The sequence below is a fragment of the Desulfobacter sp. UBA2225 genome, from assembly GCF_002348205.1.
GTDB lineage: Bacteria > Desulfobacterota > Desulfobacteria > Desulfobacterales > Desulfobacteraceae > Desulfobacter > Desulfobacter postgatei.
Window position 1 is genome coordinate 16,651 of the sequence record NZ_DDYV01000176.1, and the last position, 18,986, is coordinate 35,636.

12 protein-coding genes and 1 CRISPR repeat array are annotated in these 18,986 nt (G+C 46.0%); of the genes, 7 read left to right on the plus strand and 5 right to left on the minus strand.

What is annotated here, in order from left to right; all coding sequences use genetic code 11:
* Positions 1-3: 3 nt before the first annotated feature.
* The 5 genes from B3D59_RS09055 to B3D59_RS09075 all read right to left on the minus strand — a co-directional run bounded on the left by B3D59_RS09055 (position 4) and on the right by B3D59_RS09075 (position 7,217).
* The gene (locus B3D59_RS09055; RefSeq protein WP_277001229.1) at positions 4-477 is read right to left on the minus strand and encodes a PilZ domain-containing protein; all 474 of its coding nucleotides are present in this window, start codon (positions 475-477) and stop codon (positions 4-6) included.
* Positions 467-1,426, minus strand: coding sequence for a glutamate--tRNA ligase family protein (locus B3D59_RS09060; RefSeq protein WP_286819152.1), 960 nt, complete (start codon positions 1,424-1,426; stop codon positions 467-469). The genes B3D59_RS09055 and B3D59_RS09060 overlap by 11 nt, the downstream gene beginning before the upstream one ends.
* Before the next feature lie 27 nt (positions 1,427-1,453).
* Positions 1,454-1,849 (minus strand): universal stress protein, encoded by a 396-nt coding sequence (locus tag B3D59_RS09065; RefSeq protein WP_286819153.1) that lies wholly within the window; start codon positions 1,847-1,849, stop codon positions 1,454-1,456.
* Positions 1,850-1,938: 89 nt separating this feature from the next.
* Positions 1,939-4,716 (minus strand): outer membrane protein assembly factor BamA, encoded by a 2,778-nt coding sequence (gene bamA, locus B3D59_RS09070; RefSeq protein WP_286819154.1) that lies wholly within the window; start codon positions 4,714-4,716, stop codon positions 1,939-1,941.
* A 2-nt stretch (positions 4,717-4,718) separates the two neighbouring features.
* Positions 4,719-7,217 carry a translocation/assembly module TamB domain-containing protein gene (locus tag B3D59_RS09075; RefSeq protein WP_286819156.1) on the minus strand — a complete coding sequence of 833 codons (2,499 nt, stop codon included), beginning with the start codon at positions 7,215-7,217 and terminating at the stop codon, positions 4,719-4,721.
* A gap of 1,574 nt (positions 7,218-8,791) precedes the next feature.
* Between B3D59_RS09075 and B3D59_RS09080 the strand changes: the two genes are divergently transcribed.
* The 7 genes from B3D59_RS09080 (at position 8,792) to cas6f (ending at position 18,462) form a co-directional block, all read left to right on the plus strand.
* Positions 8,792-9,925 (plus strand): helix-turn-helix domain-containing protein, encoded by a 1,134-nt coding sequence (locus tag B3D59_RS09080; protein WP_286819157.1) that lies wholly within the window; start codon positions 8,792-8,794, stop codon positions 9,923-9,925.
* A 102-nt stretch (positions 9,926-10,027) separates the two neighbouring features.
* Positions 10,028-10,987: a type I-F CRISPR-associated endonuclease Cas1f gene (gene cas1f, locus B3D59_RS09085; RefSeq protein WP_286819158.1), complete on the plus strand. Its 960-nt coding sequence runs from the start codon at positions 10,028-10,030 to the stop codon at positions 10,985-10,987.
* On the plus strand, positions 10,984-14,397 hold the full coding sequence (gene cas3f, locus B3D59_RS09090) for a type I-F CRISPR-associated helicase Cas3f (RefSeq protein WP_286819160.1): 3,414 nt from the start codon (positions 10,984-10,986) through the stop codon (positions 14,395-14,397). Before cas1f ends, cas3f begins: the two co-directional genes overlap by 4 nt.
* Positions 14,398-14,652: 255 nt before the next feature.
* Entirely contained in the window at positions 14,653-15,918 is a 1,266-nt protein-coding gene (locus B3D59_RS09095; RefSeq protein ID WP_286819162.1) for a type I-F CRISPR-associated protein Csy1, read from the plus strand.
* A gap of 8 nt (positions 15,919-15,926) precedes the next feature.
* The gene (gene csy2 / locus B3D59_RS09100) at positions 15,927-16,853 is read left to right on the plus strand and encodes a type I-F CRISPR-associated protein Csy2 (RefSeq protein ID WP_286819177.1); all 927 of its coding nucleotides are present in this window, start codon (positions 15,927-15,929) and stop codon (positions 16,851-16,853) included.
* Between the two features lie 27 nt (positions 16,854-16,880).
* A complete protein-coding gene (gene csy3, locus B3D59_RS09105) occupies positions 16,881-17,900 on the plus strand; it encodes a type I-F CRISPR-associated protein Csy3 (RefSeq protein ID WP_286819163.1) in 1,020 nt (339 codons plus the stop codon).
* A gap of 10 nt (positions 17,901-17,910) precedes the next feature.
* Positions 17,911-18,462, plus strand: coding sequence for a type I-F CRISPR-associated endoribonuclease Cas6/Csy4 (gene cas6f, locus B3D59_RS09110; RefSeq protein WP_286819164.1), 552 nt, complete (start codon positions 17,911-17,913; stop codon positions 18,460-18,462).
* Positions 18,463-18,603: 141 nt separating this feature from the next.
* Positions 18,604-18,932: a CRISPR direct-repeat array (repeat unit 28 nt; unit sequence GTTCCCTGCCGCACAGGCAGCTTAGAAA).
* Positions 18,933-18,986: the final 54 nt, after the last annotated feature.

The following is an 18,986-nucleotide window of genomic DNA, read 5'->3' on the forward strand; positions in this document are numbered from 1 at the left end:
GAGTCAAGATCTGCCCATAGACATCCTTTTGAGCAGGTTATCCAGGTGATTGCGGACATAGGGTGTCATCTCGGAAAAACAGATCCCGATCCCGTCCGAATCTATTCTGGCCACAGTGCCGTTAAGCTTAAAAGGTTTGGCCTGGCCGGGCAGGGAAAAGACGATCTTTACCGATGTTCCGATATCAGGAGTCATTCTGGATTTAATAAACACACCGGAAGCACTCATGTTCCTGGAATTAGACTGTATAACTTTATCACCGATCAGAACATCCATTTCAATGAATTTATTCACCCGGGGATATGTTCTGGGCTCCTTGATATTGTTAATACACGCCAGAAGATCGGGATAGGATCTGGATTCTTTGATATTGTTAATACACGCCAGAACATCCTTTTGAAGATCCTCGGTCAAAAAACGGATTTCCGATATTATCTTATCCAGAAGTGATTTGTCTTCGGGAAAGTTATCCGTCACTTTTTAACTCCTTATCTTTATCATTAATCATGATTGCTTGTTTCAGATCCTGTGCGGTAAGGAGACCATTGTGTTTAATCCCTAAAACCCGAGCCGCTTTTTTTACGGCGCCGACAAAAGAGCCCCCGGACTCTCTCAGGTCTTTGAGCGCATATGCGCCTCTTGACTTTGACAACTTTTGGCCATTATCCGCCAAAACAAGTCCATGGTGAATAAACCGGCATGCCGGAAATGAAGAGAAACCAAAACACCGGGCAAGATAAATCTGGGCAGCAGTGGAAAAAAGCAGGTCCCGGCCCCGGACTATAAAATTAATACACCCGTCTTCATCTTCCACAAGGCTTGCCAGATGATAACTGGGTTGATCATCCTTGCGCCAGAGGACAAAATCACCAAAGGTGTTGACCAGATCAATGTGCTGATTGTTTACCTGAATGCAGGCATCATTGTTTACCCTTAACCGGACAGCATTAGACCCTGGTTCAAATGCAAGACCGGCATTTCGGCATGTGCCCGGATACAACCCATTTTGAGATACTTTTTTGATGGATGCCCGACTGCACCGGCACACAAAGGTTTTTAGCCTCCTTTTATCAAGCGCCTGTAACCTGCCCCGGTAATATTCCTTTTTTTTCTGCAAAGAAAAGTTTTTATAAAAATCATCCGGTCCTGCGGGTCCTGTATCCCAGTCCACCCCCAGCCAGTCAAGAGTGGTAAAAATATCTTCCAGCACATCGGGCCTGAAACGGATACCGTCCATATCATCAATGCGCAGATGAAGCCGCCCTTTGCGGCTTCTGACAATGGCCCAGGTCACCAAAAAATTTACGGCATTGCCAAGGTGCAAAAAGCCGCTGGGGGTTGGCGCCAGCCGTGAAACCGGATTGATCGGCACATTGGAAGCACACAGAGGCGAACTGTTTTCAAAAATTATGGACTTTTCCTGCACTGCGTTTGACCTTTTTCGGAAGAAGGCCTATTTCATGGTAACCACCGGGCAGGGGGCATTGAGAACCACGGCCTGGGCTGTGGAACCCAGCAGCAGTTTTCCCACCTTGGTTCTGTTTTTCACACCGATAATGATTTCATCTGCCTGGGTTTCCTTGGCAAAATTAACCAGATCATCCCCGGGGGCAATGCCGCGAATCAACAAATGACTTTCACAGGGAATATTTTTCTTGTCAAAATGGGTTTTGGCCTTTTCCAGCGCGGCTTGGGTATCATTGATCAGATCCTGATCCTTTTCCATTCCCTGGGGCATTATGGTAACGATCAATACTGTTGCATTAAAAAGTTGAGCCCGTTTCAATGCAAGTTCAAGAAGATTTTCCGCCTGGTTTGTGCCACGTTTATAGCCCACTATAAGTTTCATCTACCATTCCTTCATTTGTGCATATTTAATTGTCTAAAGAGTCTATCCTAAATTGACTTTAGGAACAATCCCATCCTTTTAAAACCAAATTAAAAGGTGTAGCCCATGGAAAAATAAAAACACCCCTTGCTTTCATCGGCCCGGGGATCCAATTTCCAGCCATACAGAAGACTGATGGGCCCCACCGGTGTCTGACGGCGCAGACCAATACCGACACTGCTTCTGAATGATTCCGAAATATCCGTTTCCTGGATTTCGGTCAAGGCGCCGGTGTCAAAAAACAGGGCAAACTCATAATTCAAACCCAGATCATATCGGGCTTCGACAGAACCCAGCATCATGGACCGCCCCCCCACGGCACTATCATCGTCATCATACTGCAGCAGATTTTCATCAAACCCTCTCACGGTTGACGCGCCACCCAGAAAATAGAGCTGGTCGTCGGAAATATTAGAATTGCTTGCGTAAGTATTCATGTATCCGTACCGGCCCCGCATGGCGATGACCAGGTCCTCGCTGACCGAAAAATAATACCGCAGCTCCAGGCCGTATCTGTAAAAGTCATCCATACTGGAATCAGTGCCTTTGAACACATCAAAGGTTGTGGATGCAAATAACCCGTTGCGGGGACGGACAAAAGAATCTGTGGTGCGCCAGGTTATCCCTGTATTAATCTGGCCGATATGGCGAACCCTGTAATCATCCCTTTCATCATCATCAAGCTCGCGATCCACCCTTAAATACTGGTCCCGGTATTCATAGCCCCCGCCTAAGGAAAAGGTGATTTTCTTATTATTTAAATTGCGCAAAAAAGTCTGGGACAGGCCCCAGCTTCTGACGCCGTAGTCTTTGTTAAACTCCTCATTTTCTTCTGTATAGGCCTTGCTTTTGGAGATGAAGCGGGTAGAAAGAAACCTGGGTTCAGTTAAGGAAACATCCATGCCGTAACCCACCTGGCTCAGCTCTAAACCGGCTTCGGCATTCAGGTTATGGCCCCAAAAATTCTTATCCCCGATGCCGGTTTCCATGTACAGATGCCGGGAGGTATCATATCCGCCAGCCAGTTCGACATAATAGGGTTTTTTTTCAGATATCTCCACAATCAGGTCAGCCAGGGGCTGCCGGCTTTTAATGCCTGTACTTCTGATTCTGACGGCATCCACGGCATTGAGGTCCTGGATCTTCCTGCGGGAGTCCACAATCTTGAGCATAGAAAAGGGGTCTCCCGGGGCGACCGCCATCTCATCTTCAAGCTCTTCCTGTTTTATGCGCAGACCCCCGGCATAAAAAATCTTGCCCACTACCACCCTGGGGCCCTGGTCCACATGATAGGTGATCCGAATCCGGGTTTCGTCCTTTGATAACTTGGTCTCCGCTTTTACCTGGACATGGGGGTAGCCCTTTTCTGATACGGCCTGCTTCAGCACTGAAATATCGTCATCAATCACTGTACTGTCATACCAGAGCCCCTGTTTCATGGCCATGCCATGGGTGGCCTCTTCCAAAGAAATAAGGGAAAGCCCCTGGATTTCGACCTGTTCAACCTTTGTTCTAGGCCCTTCCTTTATGATGAGTTCAACGGCAACCTGTTTTTCGTTCTTGTCCGGGGCATCACTGATCTTAACTTTTTTCTTTAGCTTGATTTTTGTAAACCCCTGGGTCAAATAAAACGCCTTAACCGCTTTGAGGTCGTCGTCCAGTTCCGTCTCATTGAAAACGCCTTTTTCCCGGGTCAGAATATTTTTTTCAAGCTCCTTTAAATCCAGGGTGCCTGCACCACTGATTTTAAGTTCAGACACCTTGTACCTCAACCCTTCATCTATAACGATATTGACCTGCCGCACCCCATGGGGGTGTGAATTATCTTTCTCTTCTTTTTTTTCGTATTTAACCTTTACATCGGGAAACCCTTTTACTTCATAGCGCTTCCTGAAACTTCTCATGCTTTTTTTCAGGGCAAAATCATTTTTGTTCCCGGTCTCTTTGAGCAAGAGATCTTTTTCCAAAGTCCATGTGTAGAAGGCATCATTACCCTGAATATCAATTTCATACAGCGGGCCTTCTTCAATGGTAAAGATAACATCCACGGCCTCACTGCCCTCGACAGGCAAAGTTTTTGCCGTCACTTGAACATCTGCATACCCTTTCTTCCGATAAAGTTTGGTAATTTTCTTGATATCATCCTTCATCTTTTTGTCTGTAAACCGGTTACCTTGCCAGAGCAACGTGGATGTCCGCCAGATCCTGCTCACCAGTTTAAGACGGCACTGTCCGGCATGATCATTGCCTTTAAACACAACTTTGCGGATATTATGAAAAGGACCCTTGTCAATATCCACATCAATAACGTATTTATCCCCCTGTTTTACGGCAGATATATTAATCTTTGGCGCAAAAAAACCCTGGCGCTTAAAAAGTTTTTCCACCCGCTCGGCCTGCTCTGCCATCTTGGATTCCTGATAAACGCCCCCGACCTTAATGGTCATTGCGTTCAGCACTTCCTGCTCAAACACGGGAAAGGCGTTGTTTATACGAATATCCCGGATCCTGAAAAACGGAGTCAATTCAAAGAAGAGCACCACACCGCGTGCTGTCTTTACAGGATCCGGGACATGGATGAATTCAAAAAGCTGGGTTTCTGTTAATGTCTTGACGGCACGATCCATGGCTTCGATGGAATATTCATCACCGACTTTTACGGGGATAAAACTTGAAGCAATGGAGCGCCAGAGCGCCTGCTTGTCAGACGGACAATGAACCGTAATATTGATATCCGCCACCTTGCCGGCATCTGCCGCAGACACAGGTGCACTCAAAAAAACACAGGCCGCAAAAACCCAAAAGCCCAAAATAGTGTTTGAACGCATTACTATCTAAACTCCAGCCTGTATTTAAGTTCACCGCCCAGCTTGCCGCTGGTGTCCTGAAAACTACTTAACAGAAGGTGTTCCAGAAGTTTGTAATAGGTCCTAACCGTCTGTACGGTCCTTCCATTACTGATATCTATGCCGTAGGAGACGCTTAGCTGACGGGAAAGATCTGCACCTAAACCGACATGCACACTGGTTTGGTTACTCTCATGATCCATGCTGAAACTGACTTCGCTTAACCCGGTGGTATCCTTTATTTTTTCACTGAAAGAATCCAAGATCATCTTGGCAATGACCGCTGCCGACATCGACCCGCCGTCAATATCAGTACTCATTTCATCCGTGGTTTTGCCAAATGCAATCAGGGAAAGAATGTCTGCATCCGTGGCCTCAGGATCTGAAGAAAAATTGAGCGCCAGATCATCCGGCGTCCCGGTCACTGACAGGGTAATGGTATAGTCTGAAATGGTAGTTTTACTGACCAGGGTAATCTCGGGTTCAATCTTATACGGGTTGATAAAATCAATGGATCCTTCGGTGATTTCGAATTGAGCTTCCTGAAAATTAATAACGCCCTCATCCACGACGGCCCGACCATCCAGGGACGGCGCATACAGGGTTCCCCTGACACTGAGATTGGGACTGATGCTCATGGACGCCAGATTGTTGTCCACGACAATGGCCTCCCTGCGGGTGATATAAATATTGAGCCCAATGGTTTTTAAAAAATCAGGTCCGGGTTCCCGTACTTTGGGGCGGGATTTTTGGGTTTGCTGGGCGGCGATGCTTATCAGACTCAAATCCACTTTCTTGTAATAGGTCCCTTCAAAGATGTCTATCTGACCTGTGATCTCTGACTTATCCATGGTGCCGGCCCATGTCAGTTGACTGTTCAACGTCATCTCCAGGGTATCAGGGAGATCCACAGGAATCTGGACGGCGTCAAGATTCAGTTTAAACTTATCCGGCATGCCGTTTTTCAATTCGGCATTCCCGGCCAGGGTTATTTTACCATCGCCAAGATTAGCCGTGATGTCCAGAATGTCAACTGCATCAGGGGTCAGTAAAATGTGGCCGGAAATTTTCTCCAAAGGCTCGTCCAACGCTTCAAGGTCAAGGGCCATGTTTGAAAATTCAACACTGCCCTTGAGATCAGGAGAAGCAGCGTTGCCTTTGGCTTGCAACGAAATCAGAAGATCCCCTTCTGCGGAATTTATCCCGTCTGTCAGGGGAACCAGTATAGACACGGGCAGGCTGCCGAAGACCTCTGCAGCCAGATCCCCTTTAATATCACCGGCTGCAGACAGGGTCAGCTGGCCCTTGTCCATGATACGGACCGGCACCGGATCAATCTTGAACCGGCCATCCTTGAGCAGGGCTGCGGCATTCTCAATGACAATCAACATCTGTCCCTGTTTGGCCAGTGCCAGCCGGGAGATATGAAGAGATGCCTGCAGCGCGTCAGGGTTATCCAAAGGCCCGCTCAGCTCTACGGCGGCATCGGCATTCGCCACCATGTCCGGGGCATTGGGAAGGCGCAGATCCACCGCTGTAATGTGCCCTGAAATATCCGGGGCAAGCAAACTGCCCCTGGCGGAAATATCCATGCCCAGGCGGCCCGAAGCAAGGGCAGCATCCGCAGCCGGGTCAATGGACTTAAGGTCGGTTTCAGGGATCACGGCCCGGATATCAAGGGTTTTGTCCGCTACATTGACCTGCCCGGTAATGTCCAACTGCGCTTTATTCTTCCGGAGGCGTGCCTGTTCAAAGGTCAGTATATTGTTGACCAGCTTAAGCTGTGCCTGGACGTTGTCCAGGGCATATGTTTTAAAACCCGGATTCTCTCCTGAAAGCAGGACCATAATCTGCGGATTTTCCAGAGACCCGGTTCCCGTCACTTTACCGGAAAAATTGCCCCTGGCGCCCAGATCCGGTGCCAGGTCGTCGAGTTCAAGCCGGTTAAACTCCACGGTCAGGTCCAGGGCATGCTCCCGGCCCTTTTTCCCACCCAACGCCAGGGTGCCCCGGGCATTGAGCGTCCCCTGCCTGCGTTTGAGGGTGAGATCATGAACCTGGAGCAGCCCCTTGTCCATCCGGGCCTTGCAAAGTAACTCATCAGCAGTGAACCTGTTGGAAGATAGATTGCCGGCAGTGATATCCAGGGTCAGATCCGGGGCGCTCAAAGCACCCTTAACAGCCACATGCACACCGACTCTGCCCGAAGCCTTTTGGCCCACAAGGCTCAGGGGAACGGATATGTCCGCCACATCCAGGTCCAAATTTCCGGTCATTGTCATTTTGTGGGAATCAAACCCCGGCATATTCAACCGAAAAGCACCTGCACCGGTCATGCCGGGTCCGTCCAGGGTCAGGCCGGTAAGCGTCAGAGAATCCTTTTCCAGTTTGGCACCAGCCTTGAACTTCACCTTTGCCGGTCCGGACATCCCGGGCACGATCAGGTCACGGACCGTAACATCCAGATCTGCACGGGCAGACATCTGTCCGGGTGNNGCCCTGGACCCGGACCCGGGCCGCAACTTTCCCCTTTGGGGTGTTTTCTCCCAATTCAAGGGCATTCAGTGCCAAGCTGTCCGGATTAAGCAAAAAGGTATAGGCCAGGCTGTCAAGGCCGGCCATGGCGTCGGTAAACCCCTTTGGAAAGATTTTCGACAGATCCACATTTCCGCCGAAAGGTATGGTCCCGGCCGGCAGATCTATCCGGCACCCTTTAAGGGTCACATGCCGGTCCTCAAGCCCGGCGTAAACATTTATGCCTGATATGGCCGTGTTGTTTATACTGCCCCGGCCAAATTCAACCTGAACTACGGCCCGGGGATTGTCGATACCGCCTTTAATGGTCAGATTGACCCGGCCGTTTCCCCGGACCAGATCCTCGGGCAGGCCCAGGGCTTTTGTGGCCAAAGGCGTTTCCACATCAAGGGTGGCAGTCAAGTCCGGCGTCACTGCCCCCAAAAGTCCTGCAACAGATCCTTTGGCATTGAATACAATGCCCGGCATCCGGGCTTTAATATCAATATCTGAAACTTTGTCCCTGTCAATTCGGGCCTGCAGATCAAAGGACTCAAGGGTAAAATCCCTCTCCCCAAATCCCAGATGCCCGCCGGCCAGGGTCACTTTGGCCGAAGCACAAAGGTCTGACAGCTTAAAGCCTGTCACCTCAACGGACAAATCTGCAATATCCGTATTAAATTGCGGGGTCGTGACTTTTATCCGAGCCTGATTCACCGTGAATTCACGAACCCAAAAATCAACCCCCGGGAATTTGGCAGCATCGGAAGCGCCGGTATCCGATGACGCCCCGGTGTCAGAAACCAGGGCCGACAAAATGTCGACCTCCCCCTGCGCCGACATGCCGATATCAAGAACAGGCTTGTCAATCAGGATTTGGTTTAATTCAATTTTGTGCCGGGTCAACGCGGACCAGTCAACCCTGCCTTCCACCAGGGAGATGCCGGCCACTTCCTTGCCGGAAGCATCCTTAAGGTGAATCCCGGAAATCTGAACCCTGCCCTCTCGAAGACCTAAACGAAACTGTTCCCATGACAGGGTACCGGGAATCGCCTTATTGACCTGGTTTTGAATAAAGGCCTGGGCCGGCTGGGTTTCAATGAAAAAAAGACCGCCTGCAACCATCCCGGCCACAAGACAAACGCCCAGTAAGCATGTAAAAAAAATGACCCGGAACCAGCATCTTTGGAAAAATCTGCCGGAACTGCGGGGTGTTTTGGGAGGGGCTTGAAAATCTGTGGGGGCTGTCATATTGCCTATGCGGTTAGGGTTTATCTATATTTTATTAGGTTGTAGGCCATGAACCAGGTCATGTCAAGATTTCTTCAATGGGCAGCAATTGCTTGCCGTGACGAACGGTTAGAACAGATATTCATTTTTCTTCAGGTCGATATACTTATAATTTCCGTACATTTTGACGTACTGTATTTTAATACGCAATGTGTTTTTTTTTAAAGGCACATCAGTGAATTATAATGTTATTTTTATTATCAATTTAATTTTATTATTGACATAAAAAGAATGATATGGTTTTTATAACTCTATGTTTGAAGACTTAAAATTCATTGGAAATAATATCCGTTCTTTTCGTCAGTCACGCAACTGGACCCTGGCACAACTGGCGTCAAAAATCGGGATTCAGGAAGGACCGCTGGGCCGCATTGAGCGGGGCGGAAACCTGCCGTCGGCCACGGTTATTTACAATCTGGCCCAGGCACTGGATATTCCCACCGACGCCCTGTTTGCCCCGGACCCCTCCCGGGCCAGGGCTGCAGCCGCAGAAACAGACACCGCCCATGTGACCATTGAAGTTGACGCATCAGTACCCCCAAAGGCATTACTGTCTGCCTGCAGGAAACTGATGTCAGCCTTCCATACCCTTGAAGAGCTCCTCGGTGTCCAGAAACATGCCTTGCTGCCGTTATCCATTCCCTTTAAACCGGACTATGCCGGTATGGAACAGCTTGCGGCCCAGGTCAGAACCGCCATGGGCAGCGGAGATGCCGTGGTATTCGATTATCTTGAACTCTTTGAAAATTTCGGGTTACGGGTGCTTTTATTTCCTTTCATGAAGCCTGCAAATGATTTTGACGGACTCTCTTTCTTTGAACCCGTGCACCAGAACGCCTTTTTTTTCATCAACTCCCGAAAGAATCCGGAAAAACAACTTTTTTGTCTTGTCACGGAACTGGGCAAAATTCTGATCTTCAATCAAATGAAAATTCGAAAAGAGACACTTTTTCCAGATACAGGGCCGGCATCCGAATCCCGGCCCATAAATCCCATACGGGCTGCCAGACATTTCGCCGCCACCTTTCTCATGCCTGACACCGCAGTACGAAGCAGCGTGGGCCAACTGGGCATCACCCCTGACACCTGGACCTGGGATCTTATCCTGCGCATCAAACACAGGTTCGGCATCTCCACCGAAGCCTTTATATACCGGCTTCTGGAACTTGACCTGATCACGAAAGACGCAAGCAACACCTACATACAGAAAATAAAAACCCACTACCAACAAACCGGTTTTGGAGAACCTGATGCTTCCCGCCGGATACTGAACGCCAATGGGCGGTTTTTTGATCTTTTGCTGACCGCAGGCAGAGATGAAACTGCCGGACAAAAAATTAAAGATATATATGTAATGGTTGAGGATCTGAAACTTGTGAAACTTTAACCTCTTAAAAAGAGAAAATAGTACTGCTCCACAGAAAAAATGAAACCTCTTATTTGTAAACATGTTGTCGAATCATATTTAACTTAAGTATCAGGTAAAAGAATGGAACAACTTACAGACCTCAAAACCATTTTACATTCCAAAAGAGCGAATATTTATTATTTGGAAAAATGCCGTGTTATGCAAAAAGACGGACGTGTTCTTTATCTTTCCGAAGCAGGAAAGGCAAACCAATACTGGAATATACCTATTGCCAATACAACAGTAATTCTTTTGGGAATTGGTACGTCGATTACCCAGGCGGCAATACGAATGCTGGCCTCGGCAGGTGTTCTGGTCGGTTTTTGTGGCGGCGGCGGTACGCCACTGCTAATGGCAAATGAGGTGGAATGGTTGACACCTCAAAGCGAATATCGTCCCACCGAATACCTTCAAGGATGGGTGGGGTTCTGGTTTGATGAAGACAAACGGTTTATCGCTGCCAGAATTTTCCAGCAAGCTCGAATCAATTTTTTGCTCACTGCATGGGAAAAGGACCGAGATTTAAAGTCAGCAGGCTTTAATGTTTCTGATTCTTCAATTGTGGCAGCTCTTGACACTTTCAATACCAGGATGGAGCAGGCAACTACATCATCTGATCTTCTTTTAATTGAAGCGGAGCTGACCAAAGAATTATACAAATATGCGGCCCGGCAAACAAAACAGGATTTTTTTAGCAGAGATCGCAATGCAGCAGACAACGCCAATGCTTTTTTAAATCATGGAAATTATCTTGCCTACGGGTTGGGCGCAACAACACTATGGGTTTTAGGTATTCCACATGGTTTTGCCGTCATGCACGGAAAGACCAGACGCGGTGCTCTGGTATTTGATATTGCCGATCTTATCAAGGATGCTTTGATTTTACCTTGGGCATTTATCTGTGCCCAGGAAAATGCAAGCGAACAAGCCTTCCGCCAGCAATGTCTGCAGGCTTTTGCTTCCCACAAGGCTCTTGATTTCATGTTTAACCAAGTAAAAACCGTCGCCCTGAAAACCGATTGGGAGGAAGTTTCCTCATGATGGTTACGTTTATTTCTCAATGTGAGAAAAAAGCGCTGGCTCGAACCCGACGCGTCCTGGACGCATTCGCAGATCGCATTGGAGACAATACCTGGCAGACCGTTATCACAATGGAAGGGTTGCTGGCCGTAAAAAAACTGTTGAGAAAAACAGCTTCCAAAAGTACAGCCGTGAGCTGCCATTGGATTCGGTCTCGTGCCAGAAGTGAATTTATCTGGGTAGTGGGGAATAAACATAAATTTGACCAAAACGGCAGAGTCCCTGTGAATACAACAATCGTTAACAGGCCATACCGTGATGATTTGGATGACTGGCACTATCTTCCATTGATCCAATCCCTGGCATGTCTGTCTGCGTTACTGCATGACTGGGGAAAGGCCTGCACCCGGTTTCAGGACAAATTAAGAAAAGGTTATAAAGGCCCTATGGGAGACGCATTACGGCATGAGTGGCTCTCCTGTGTTTTGTTAAAAGCTTTCATTAACTCTACACAAAATCCTCAGACAGATAACGACTGGTTAACACTTCTTTCCAAAGGGGAAATCAATGAATCAGTTCTGCTGAGCATGGACTTGGAGGATATCAAGCACCCCCTTAAAGACCTTCCGCCAATTGCACAACTGATCGCCTGGTTGATACTGACACACCATCGAATCCCCCTTCTTAATGACAAGAATAAAATTAAAAATGACTGGCCTAATGAACCTGCTGACAACATAGCTCAGTTGTTTACATACATTGATGAAAAATGGGGATATTCGAATGAATCAGCCAAAGGCACCCGTGGTGACTGTTTACATTTTCCAAAAGGCCTTATTTCAAATTCAAAACTGTGGTTAAAAGCCTTAAAACGCTGGTCCGGGAAACTGATAGGGCAACAGAAACTGGTGGAACAAATATTGGGAGAGGCTGACCACAGCTATCGGCCGATTCTTTATCATGCCCGACTCTGCCTGATGCTGGCAGATCATTATTATTCATCATTGAGTAAAGAAGCATCCGGTTCCTGGAATAATACAATTGATATGACAGCCAACACCCAAAAGAATGGCTCCGCCAAACAGGCATTAGATCAGCACCTGCTTGGCGTTTACGAACAGGCCAAACGAAATGCTCGGCACTTGCCAAAATTTGAACGTGAACTTCCGGTAACGGAAAATATCTCTGCCCTTAAGCAGAAAAGTTCGGACGCTAAATTTACTTGGCAGGATAAAGCAGCCAGAAAAATACGCGCATGGGTTGATGAGCATAAAGACCGGACATGTGGTTTTTTTACTGTTAATATGGCCAGCACCGGGTGTGGAAAGACTTTTGCAAATGCCAAAGTGATGCTTGCATTAACCCCGAACAACGATAGCTTGCGTTATATTTTGGCGCTTGGTCTGCGAACATTGACCCTGCAGACCGGAGACGACTATCGTAATCGAATTTTCCAGAGCAGCGACAGCAGCGATCTAGGGGTAATTATCGGATCTAAAGCCATAGCCGATCTGCATGAAGACAAGAAGAACGAAAAGGCTGAGAGTATTTCCGAAGACGGTGCAGAATCACAGCAATCTTTGATGGAAGATACCAGCGAAATTTTTTATGACGTCGATATTCCCGAAAATGAGCTTATCACAATTCTCCCCCATGAAAAAAACCGCAAACTTTTATATGCCCCCATACTGGTATGCACGATTGACCATATCATATCTGCAACGGAGACAACACGCGGGGGCAGATACATTTTGCCTGCATTACGCCTTATGTCATCGGATCTTGTAATTGATGAAATTGATGATTTCACCGGGGCTGATGCCATTGCCATAGGGCGACTGATTCATCTTGCCGGCATGTTGGGACGAAAGGTGATGATCTCCTCTGCCACGATACCACCATCCCTTGCGGAAGGCTATTTCAACTGCTACCGGGAAGGGTGGCGACTTTATACCAAAACCCGGAATGCCGCCCCCCAAATAGGCTGTGCCTGGATTGATGAATTCACAACCGTTGTAACCGATGCTGAAACCGCAAATCAAAAAATTGCCAACCAGCAATATGCACAAGCACATAAGACATTTATTGAAACACGGATTGGAAAGCTTGCACAACAACCTCCCCTGAGAAAGGCTGATATTATTTCATGCAAAACGGCCATATCCCCAGAAACTGCATGCAAAACCGGAAAACAGGAACTTTGGTTTAACATCATAATCCAAAGTGCTTTTGAAAAACACCCCAATCACCACACGATAGATCAAAAAACAGGTTTGAAGGTCTCTTTTGGTGTTATACGGATTGCCAATATTCAGCCTTGCGTTTCTCTGGCTATGTTTCTTTTAGAGTATGACTGCCCTCAAGGAATTGCACTACGGGTTATGCCTTACCACAGTCAGCAGGTTTTACTGCTGCGACATGAACAGGAAAAGCACCTGGATACCGTACTAAAACGCAAAGAAGACCATGGTGAAAAACCAGCAGCCTTTAACGACAGAGTGATACGTGCACACCTGGACGCCATGGCTGAAAAAGAGCAGTCCGTACAAGATGTCCTGTTTATCCTTGTTGCGACTCCGGTGGAGGAAGTTGGCCGTGATCATGACTTTGATTGGGCCATTGTTGAACCTTCATCTTATCGATCTATTGTGCAGATAGCCGGACGAGTTAAGCGCCATCGAGAACAGCAAGTGCTGCAATCGAATGTCGGCGTATTGCAATACAACTGGAAAGCAATACGTTCAGGGGACAAACCCCATGCCCGGTACTTTACCCACCCGGGATATGAATTTGACGGCAATGTGACTGTCAATTCAAAATCGCTTAAAGCGTCCTGTAGCACCTATGATCTGAATAAATTGGTCAACCCTTCATCCATATCCAATAGCTTAAACGCTATTCCTCGAATTGACGATAATGCCAAACATGGCTCAAGGTTAGCAAGTCTTGAGCATGCAGTTACGGCACATTGGCTTAAAAATTACAGATTAAAAGGTCCTGAAAGCCTGCAAGGATACATCACCGGACATTGGTATTTAACAGCACTTCCCCAGGCATTAAACCGCTTTCGCCAAAGCCGGGCCAGTGTACACCTGTTCCGCTGTTGCAATTCAACAGGGGAAACCTATTTCACGATTAAGGATGAACGAGGATATCCTGTTTTTTATGATACAATGGATGATTTGGTAAATCAGGATGATGCGTATAACATCAGGACAATTAATTTATCTTCTAAAGCACAGCAACGCTTGTGGTTGACCCGAAATTATATGCAGTTGCTTATTCATGAAGCGGAAGTACGTGAAATAAATCTTAATCAAGCGGCTTTGCTTTACGGAGAAGTGGTAATTCAACCGATCCATGATGAAGAAGAATCAATTATTAACTATTTGTATAATGATCAACTTGGCTTTTTCAGGCAAGAAAAATAGTAACAGGCGTAATGAGTATCACGCCTGTTACTCTGCCTGCTCGGCAGTGGAGTTAAAAAATCAATAAATAATTTTCTAAGCTATCTCTTCGATAGTAGGCCTAAATCTATAAAATTTGGTCGTAAAATCAAGTTATTATTAACAAATAATTTTATTTATTAAAAATCAATATATAATGGTTGACATATCATTCATTCGTTGCTAATTTTTGCTTATTGATATTCATTCTGTAAATAAAAAAGGAGATGACGTTTTATGTTAGATCCGGCTATTCAAATTTTTTTTCAAAAACGGAAAGACGACTGGCTCAAAAATAAAATAAAAACGTCAATGACAGAGGAGGAAATTGAACTCTGCAAAGAGGAATGCTCAGAAAAATTTTCCTTAGAAAATTGGCTTCCAAATGCGGCAAAAAGAGCGGGACAAATCAGTATATCATCCCATCCATGTACTTTCAGTCATCCAAGCGCTCGGAAAAATAAAAATGGTTATGTCAACCCAATCATCGCAACGGCAACGCGTTTACCTGATGGCTATTTAAGAACAGGAAATGTTGATGTCGAATACGATGCGCTAGGGAACGCCGCTGCGTTAGATGTTTATAAATTTTTAATGCTTTCAATGGAAGACGGAAAGACTCTACTTCAACACATTGAAACCGACTCTGAAGTTGCAAAAAAATTGTTGACCATAGGCACTGAAACCTATGAAACCCTAAAACAAGGTTTTACGGCTATGGTATGCAGTGAGACTAAAAGCATAACCAGTTCTAAAATAAAACAAGTTTATTTCCCCGTTAATGAAGGCTATCATTTACTTTCTTTGCTCAGCAATTCCGGTTTGATTTTTAATCTCAGATCTCAACTCAATTATTTGCGTTTCTCAGATGAACAAAAGGAACGACGAAAAAAAAAGCACGGTGGGGAATTTATAGAGCATGGTTTTTCCGAAATTTACCAGCTTACAACCATAGGGTATGGGGGGACAAAGCCTCAGAATATAAGTGTTCTTAATAATCAATATGGTGGTAAAGCCAACCTGCTCCTGTCTATTCCTCCCCATATGGATAAACGAAAAATTCATTTTCCACGGAAAAATTTTTTCGCCAACTCAGTCCGATATCACGATATCCGGGAACCACTCAAGAAACTGCATGGTATCTTTAAAACAGGATTAGATTCCGAAATTCCTCGCCGCAACCTGGAAAGTGGGCGGGAACACCGAATTGAAGAAATTATAGACATCATCATAGAAAAATCAGCCGCAGTGCGTTCTGTGGCTGAAGTTCAATACAAGGGAAAAAGCAGTGAATTGCCGGAACACCAGAAAATATGGCTTTGCCATGGATTTGGACCGTCTCGAAAAGAGCAAGACGAATGGCTTGATGCGTTATGCGTAGAACTTGCAAAATGGATTGTAAATGCATACAAAAAAATAATTAAAAAGCCTGTCATGATAGGACCCGTAGAACGTGACTATATCAAAACATTCATCAACCTCAACCGGGAGGTCCTAAGATAATGACACACATGCTGTTAATTCCTCATATCCAGATCCAAAATGCCAATGCCTTATCCAGCCCCTTTACCATAGGATTCCCTGCCATGACAGCCTGGCTGGGAGCGGCACATGCGCTGGAACGGCAGTTAAATGATGCCATGGGTTTAAATCAGGGAGAGACCCTTTCATTTCAGGGTGTGGGTGTGGTTTCACATCAATTTACTTTACATACTTATAAAGGCCCCGGTGATTATGAATATTCTATTATCGGAACCGGCAACCCCCTTGAACCCGCAGCTAAAAAAGACAAGCCGGAAGGTAATGCAGAACGGCCCTCATTTATAGAGGAAGCACGGTGTCATCTGGAAGTCAGCATGATTATAGCTTGTGAGGGGATTGAGAAATCACTTGAGCCGGACGTAATTAGACTGACGGCTCAGCTGCTTCAGAGTCGAATGAAAATAGCTGGGGGAGACATTTTGAAAATCCGGCAACCTGAATTTTACAGAGATTTTAATCAGCTCAAGAAGCGACTGATGCCGGGGTACGCGCTTATTGAACGACGGGAGTTGATCATTGAAGCCATGGAGCAAGGGCAGGATGCGATAGGTGCATTAATCGACTATCTGGCAGTCCACCATCACTGTAAACAAGAAGAAAGAAATGGCGAAATGGAGATCATTTGGAGCAGTCAACGCAAACAGACCGGCCTTGATGGAAAACGCGGCTGGATAGTGCCCATTGCAACGGGTTTTCATGGCATCAGCGAACTCGGCTATGCCAAAAACCAAAGAGATCCGGAAACCCTGCATCGCTTTGCTGAAGCGGTGGTGACTCTGGGGGAGTTCATCATGCCATATCGTCTTGAATACATAGAAGAATTGCTATGGCATTATCACTATGATGCCGACAGCAACCTATATCTTTGCCAACAGGATACTATTGAAGGATTCTGATAATATTAAACATAAAGGAGAACTGTAATGGCTAAAAACACTGCATCTGTTCTGGCATTTGAAAAAAAAATGGTTCCATCGGATGGGTATATGTACGGAACTACATGGGATGACCGTGACAATCAGGCTCCGCTCAAGCTTAAGGAAAAATCCGTACGGGGAACAATTTCTAATCGTTTAAAACCAACTGTCCAAAACGACCCGGTAAAACTCAATAAGGAAGTGGAAAAAGCCAATCTTCAGACTGTGGATACCTGCGCACTTGAACCGGAGCAGGATACCCTGGTGTTAAAATTTACCTTAAAGTTTCTGGGTGGAATCCACCGCCCTTCCGCATGCAATAACGCAGATTTTCGACAAAGCTACAGTAAAGCTGCCCGAACGTATGTAAAAGAGAGAGGGTTTATGGAATTGTCACGTCGCTATGCCCTAAATATTGCCAATGCCCGTTTTCTTTGGCGGAATCGAATCGGAGCTGAATCAATTGATGTCGAGGTCAATGCGTTGAATAAAGGAGCCGAGCAGAAATGGCAATTTAATGCAGGAGATTATACCCTTCGTGACATGGATTTCACCAATGATAAAATCGACAGCTTAGCCGAGCGTATATCACAAGCTCTTGCCAGCGATGATGATTTTCTTTTAATTGATATTGTATGTTATGCCAAAGTCGGCAAAGCGCAGGAAGTTTATCCGAGTGAAGAACTGATTTTGGATAAGGGAAAAGGAAATAAAAGCAAAGTTCTCTATGCTGTTAACGGAATTGCAGCAATGCACTCGCAGAAAATAGGGAACGCGTTACGCACAATTGACACCTGGTATCCTGAATTTAATGATTCTGCCCAGGGGATTGGTCCTATTGCTGTTGAGCCTTATGGTGCAGTGACCAATTTAGGAAAGGCATACCGCACCCCTAAAGCCAAACAGGACTTCTACACTTTTTTTGATTCCTGGGCAAATGGTGAAAGCTTAAATCAGGTTCATGATGAACATTATGTCATGGCCGTTCTGGTCCGTGGCGGGGTATTCGGCGAAAGTGATAAATAGAGGGAGGATCATGGACTACTATATAGATATTTTGCTTCTACCTGATCCCGAATTGCCACTTCCCATACTCATGAGCGCCCTTTTCAGTAAATTTCATAAAGCTTTGTGCGATTTACGCTCCACTGATATCGGAGTCAGCTTCCCCAAACGAGGACAAAATCTTGGGAACTTGATGCGGATACATGGGAACCTAAAAACTTTAACGACACTACAGGAACATAAGTGGATTGGACCAATGATGGGATATTGTAAAATTGGTAACATATTACCCGTTCCGTTAAAAGTGAAATATTGTACGGTCTTTCGCAAACAACCTACTATGAGTACAGCAAAGTTACGCAGACTCATTAAAAGGGGCTCTATTGCTGAAGATGAGACAACCAGATACAAATCAAAAATGTTTTCCCAAAGTCTGACCGAACCGTTTATTGAATTAAGGAGCAATTCAACCGGACGCAGGCATAAACGATTTATAAGTTTCGGGCCATTACAAAACAAACCGGTTACAGGGAGTTTTGACCAGTTTGGTTTCTCCAGTACTGCAACCGTACCTTGGTTCTGATTGATTTTCAAAACCAATATTTTTGATCTTTGAAAATTTATTGACCAATCAGATAGTTACAGGCTTTAAAAATAAATTGGGTAAAGCAGCAAATGATATTCAATTTGCTGTTTTACTTAATTTTTTATATTTTGTTTAATAGTTCCCTGCCGCACAGGCAGCTTAGAAATTCGTTAATCTCGGGGATCGGGTCCGGTCATTGTTCCCTGCCGCACAGGCAGCTTAGAAAATTAGACGGTAAGGTGATCTCTTTTCGGATAGGTTCCCTGCCGCACAGGCAGCTTAGAAACCCAGGGGATTGTTCTTCCAGAACCAGACAGCTGTTCCCTGCCGCACAGGCAGCTTAGAAACGACATCCGGCCAAAACACAGTTGGCATGACTGTTCCCTGCCGCACAGGCAGCTTAGAAAAGGGGCATCGCTAAATTTCCTCTTTATAAACTGTTCCCTGCCGCACAGGCAGCTTAGAAATCCAGGCGAAACCACGAACGTTGAGCGTTACTGTTCCCTGCCGCACAGGCAGCT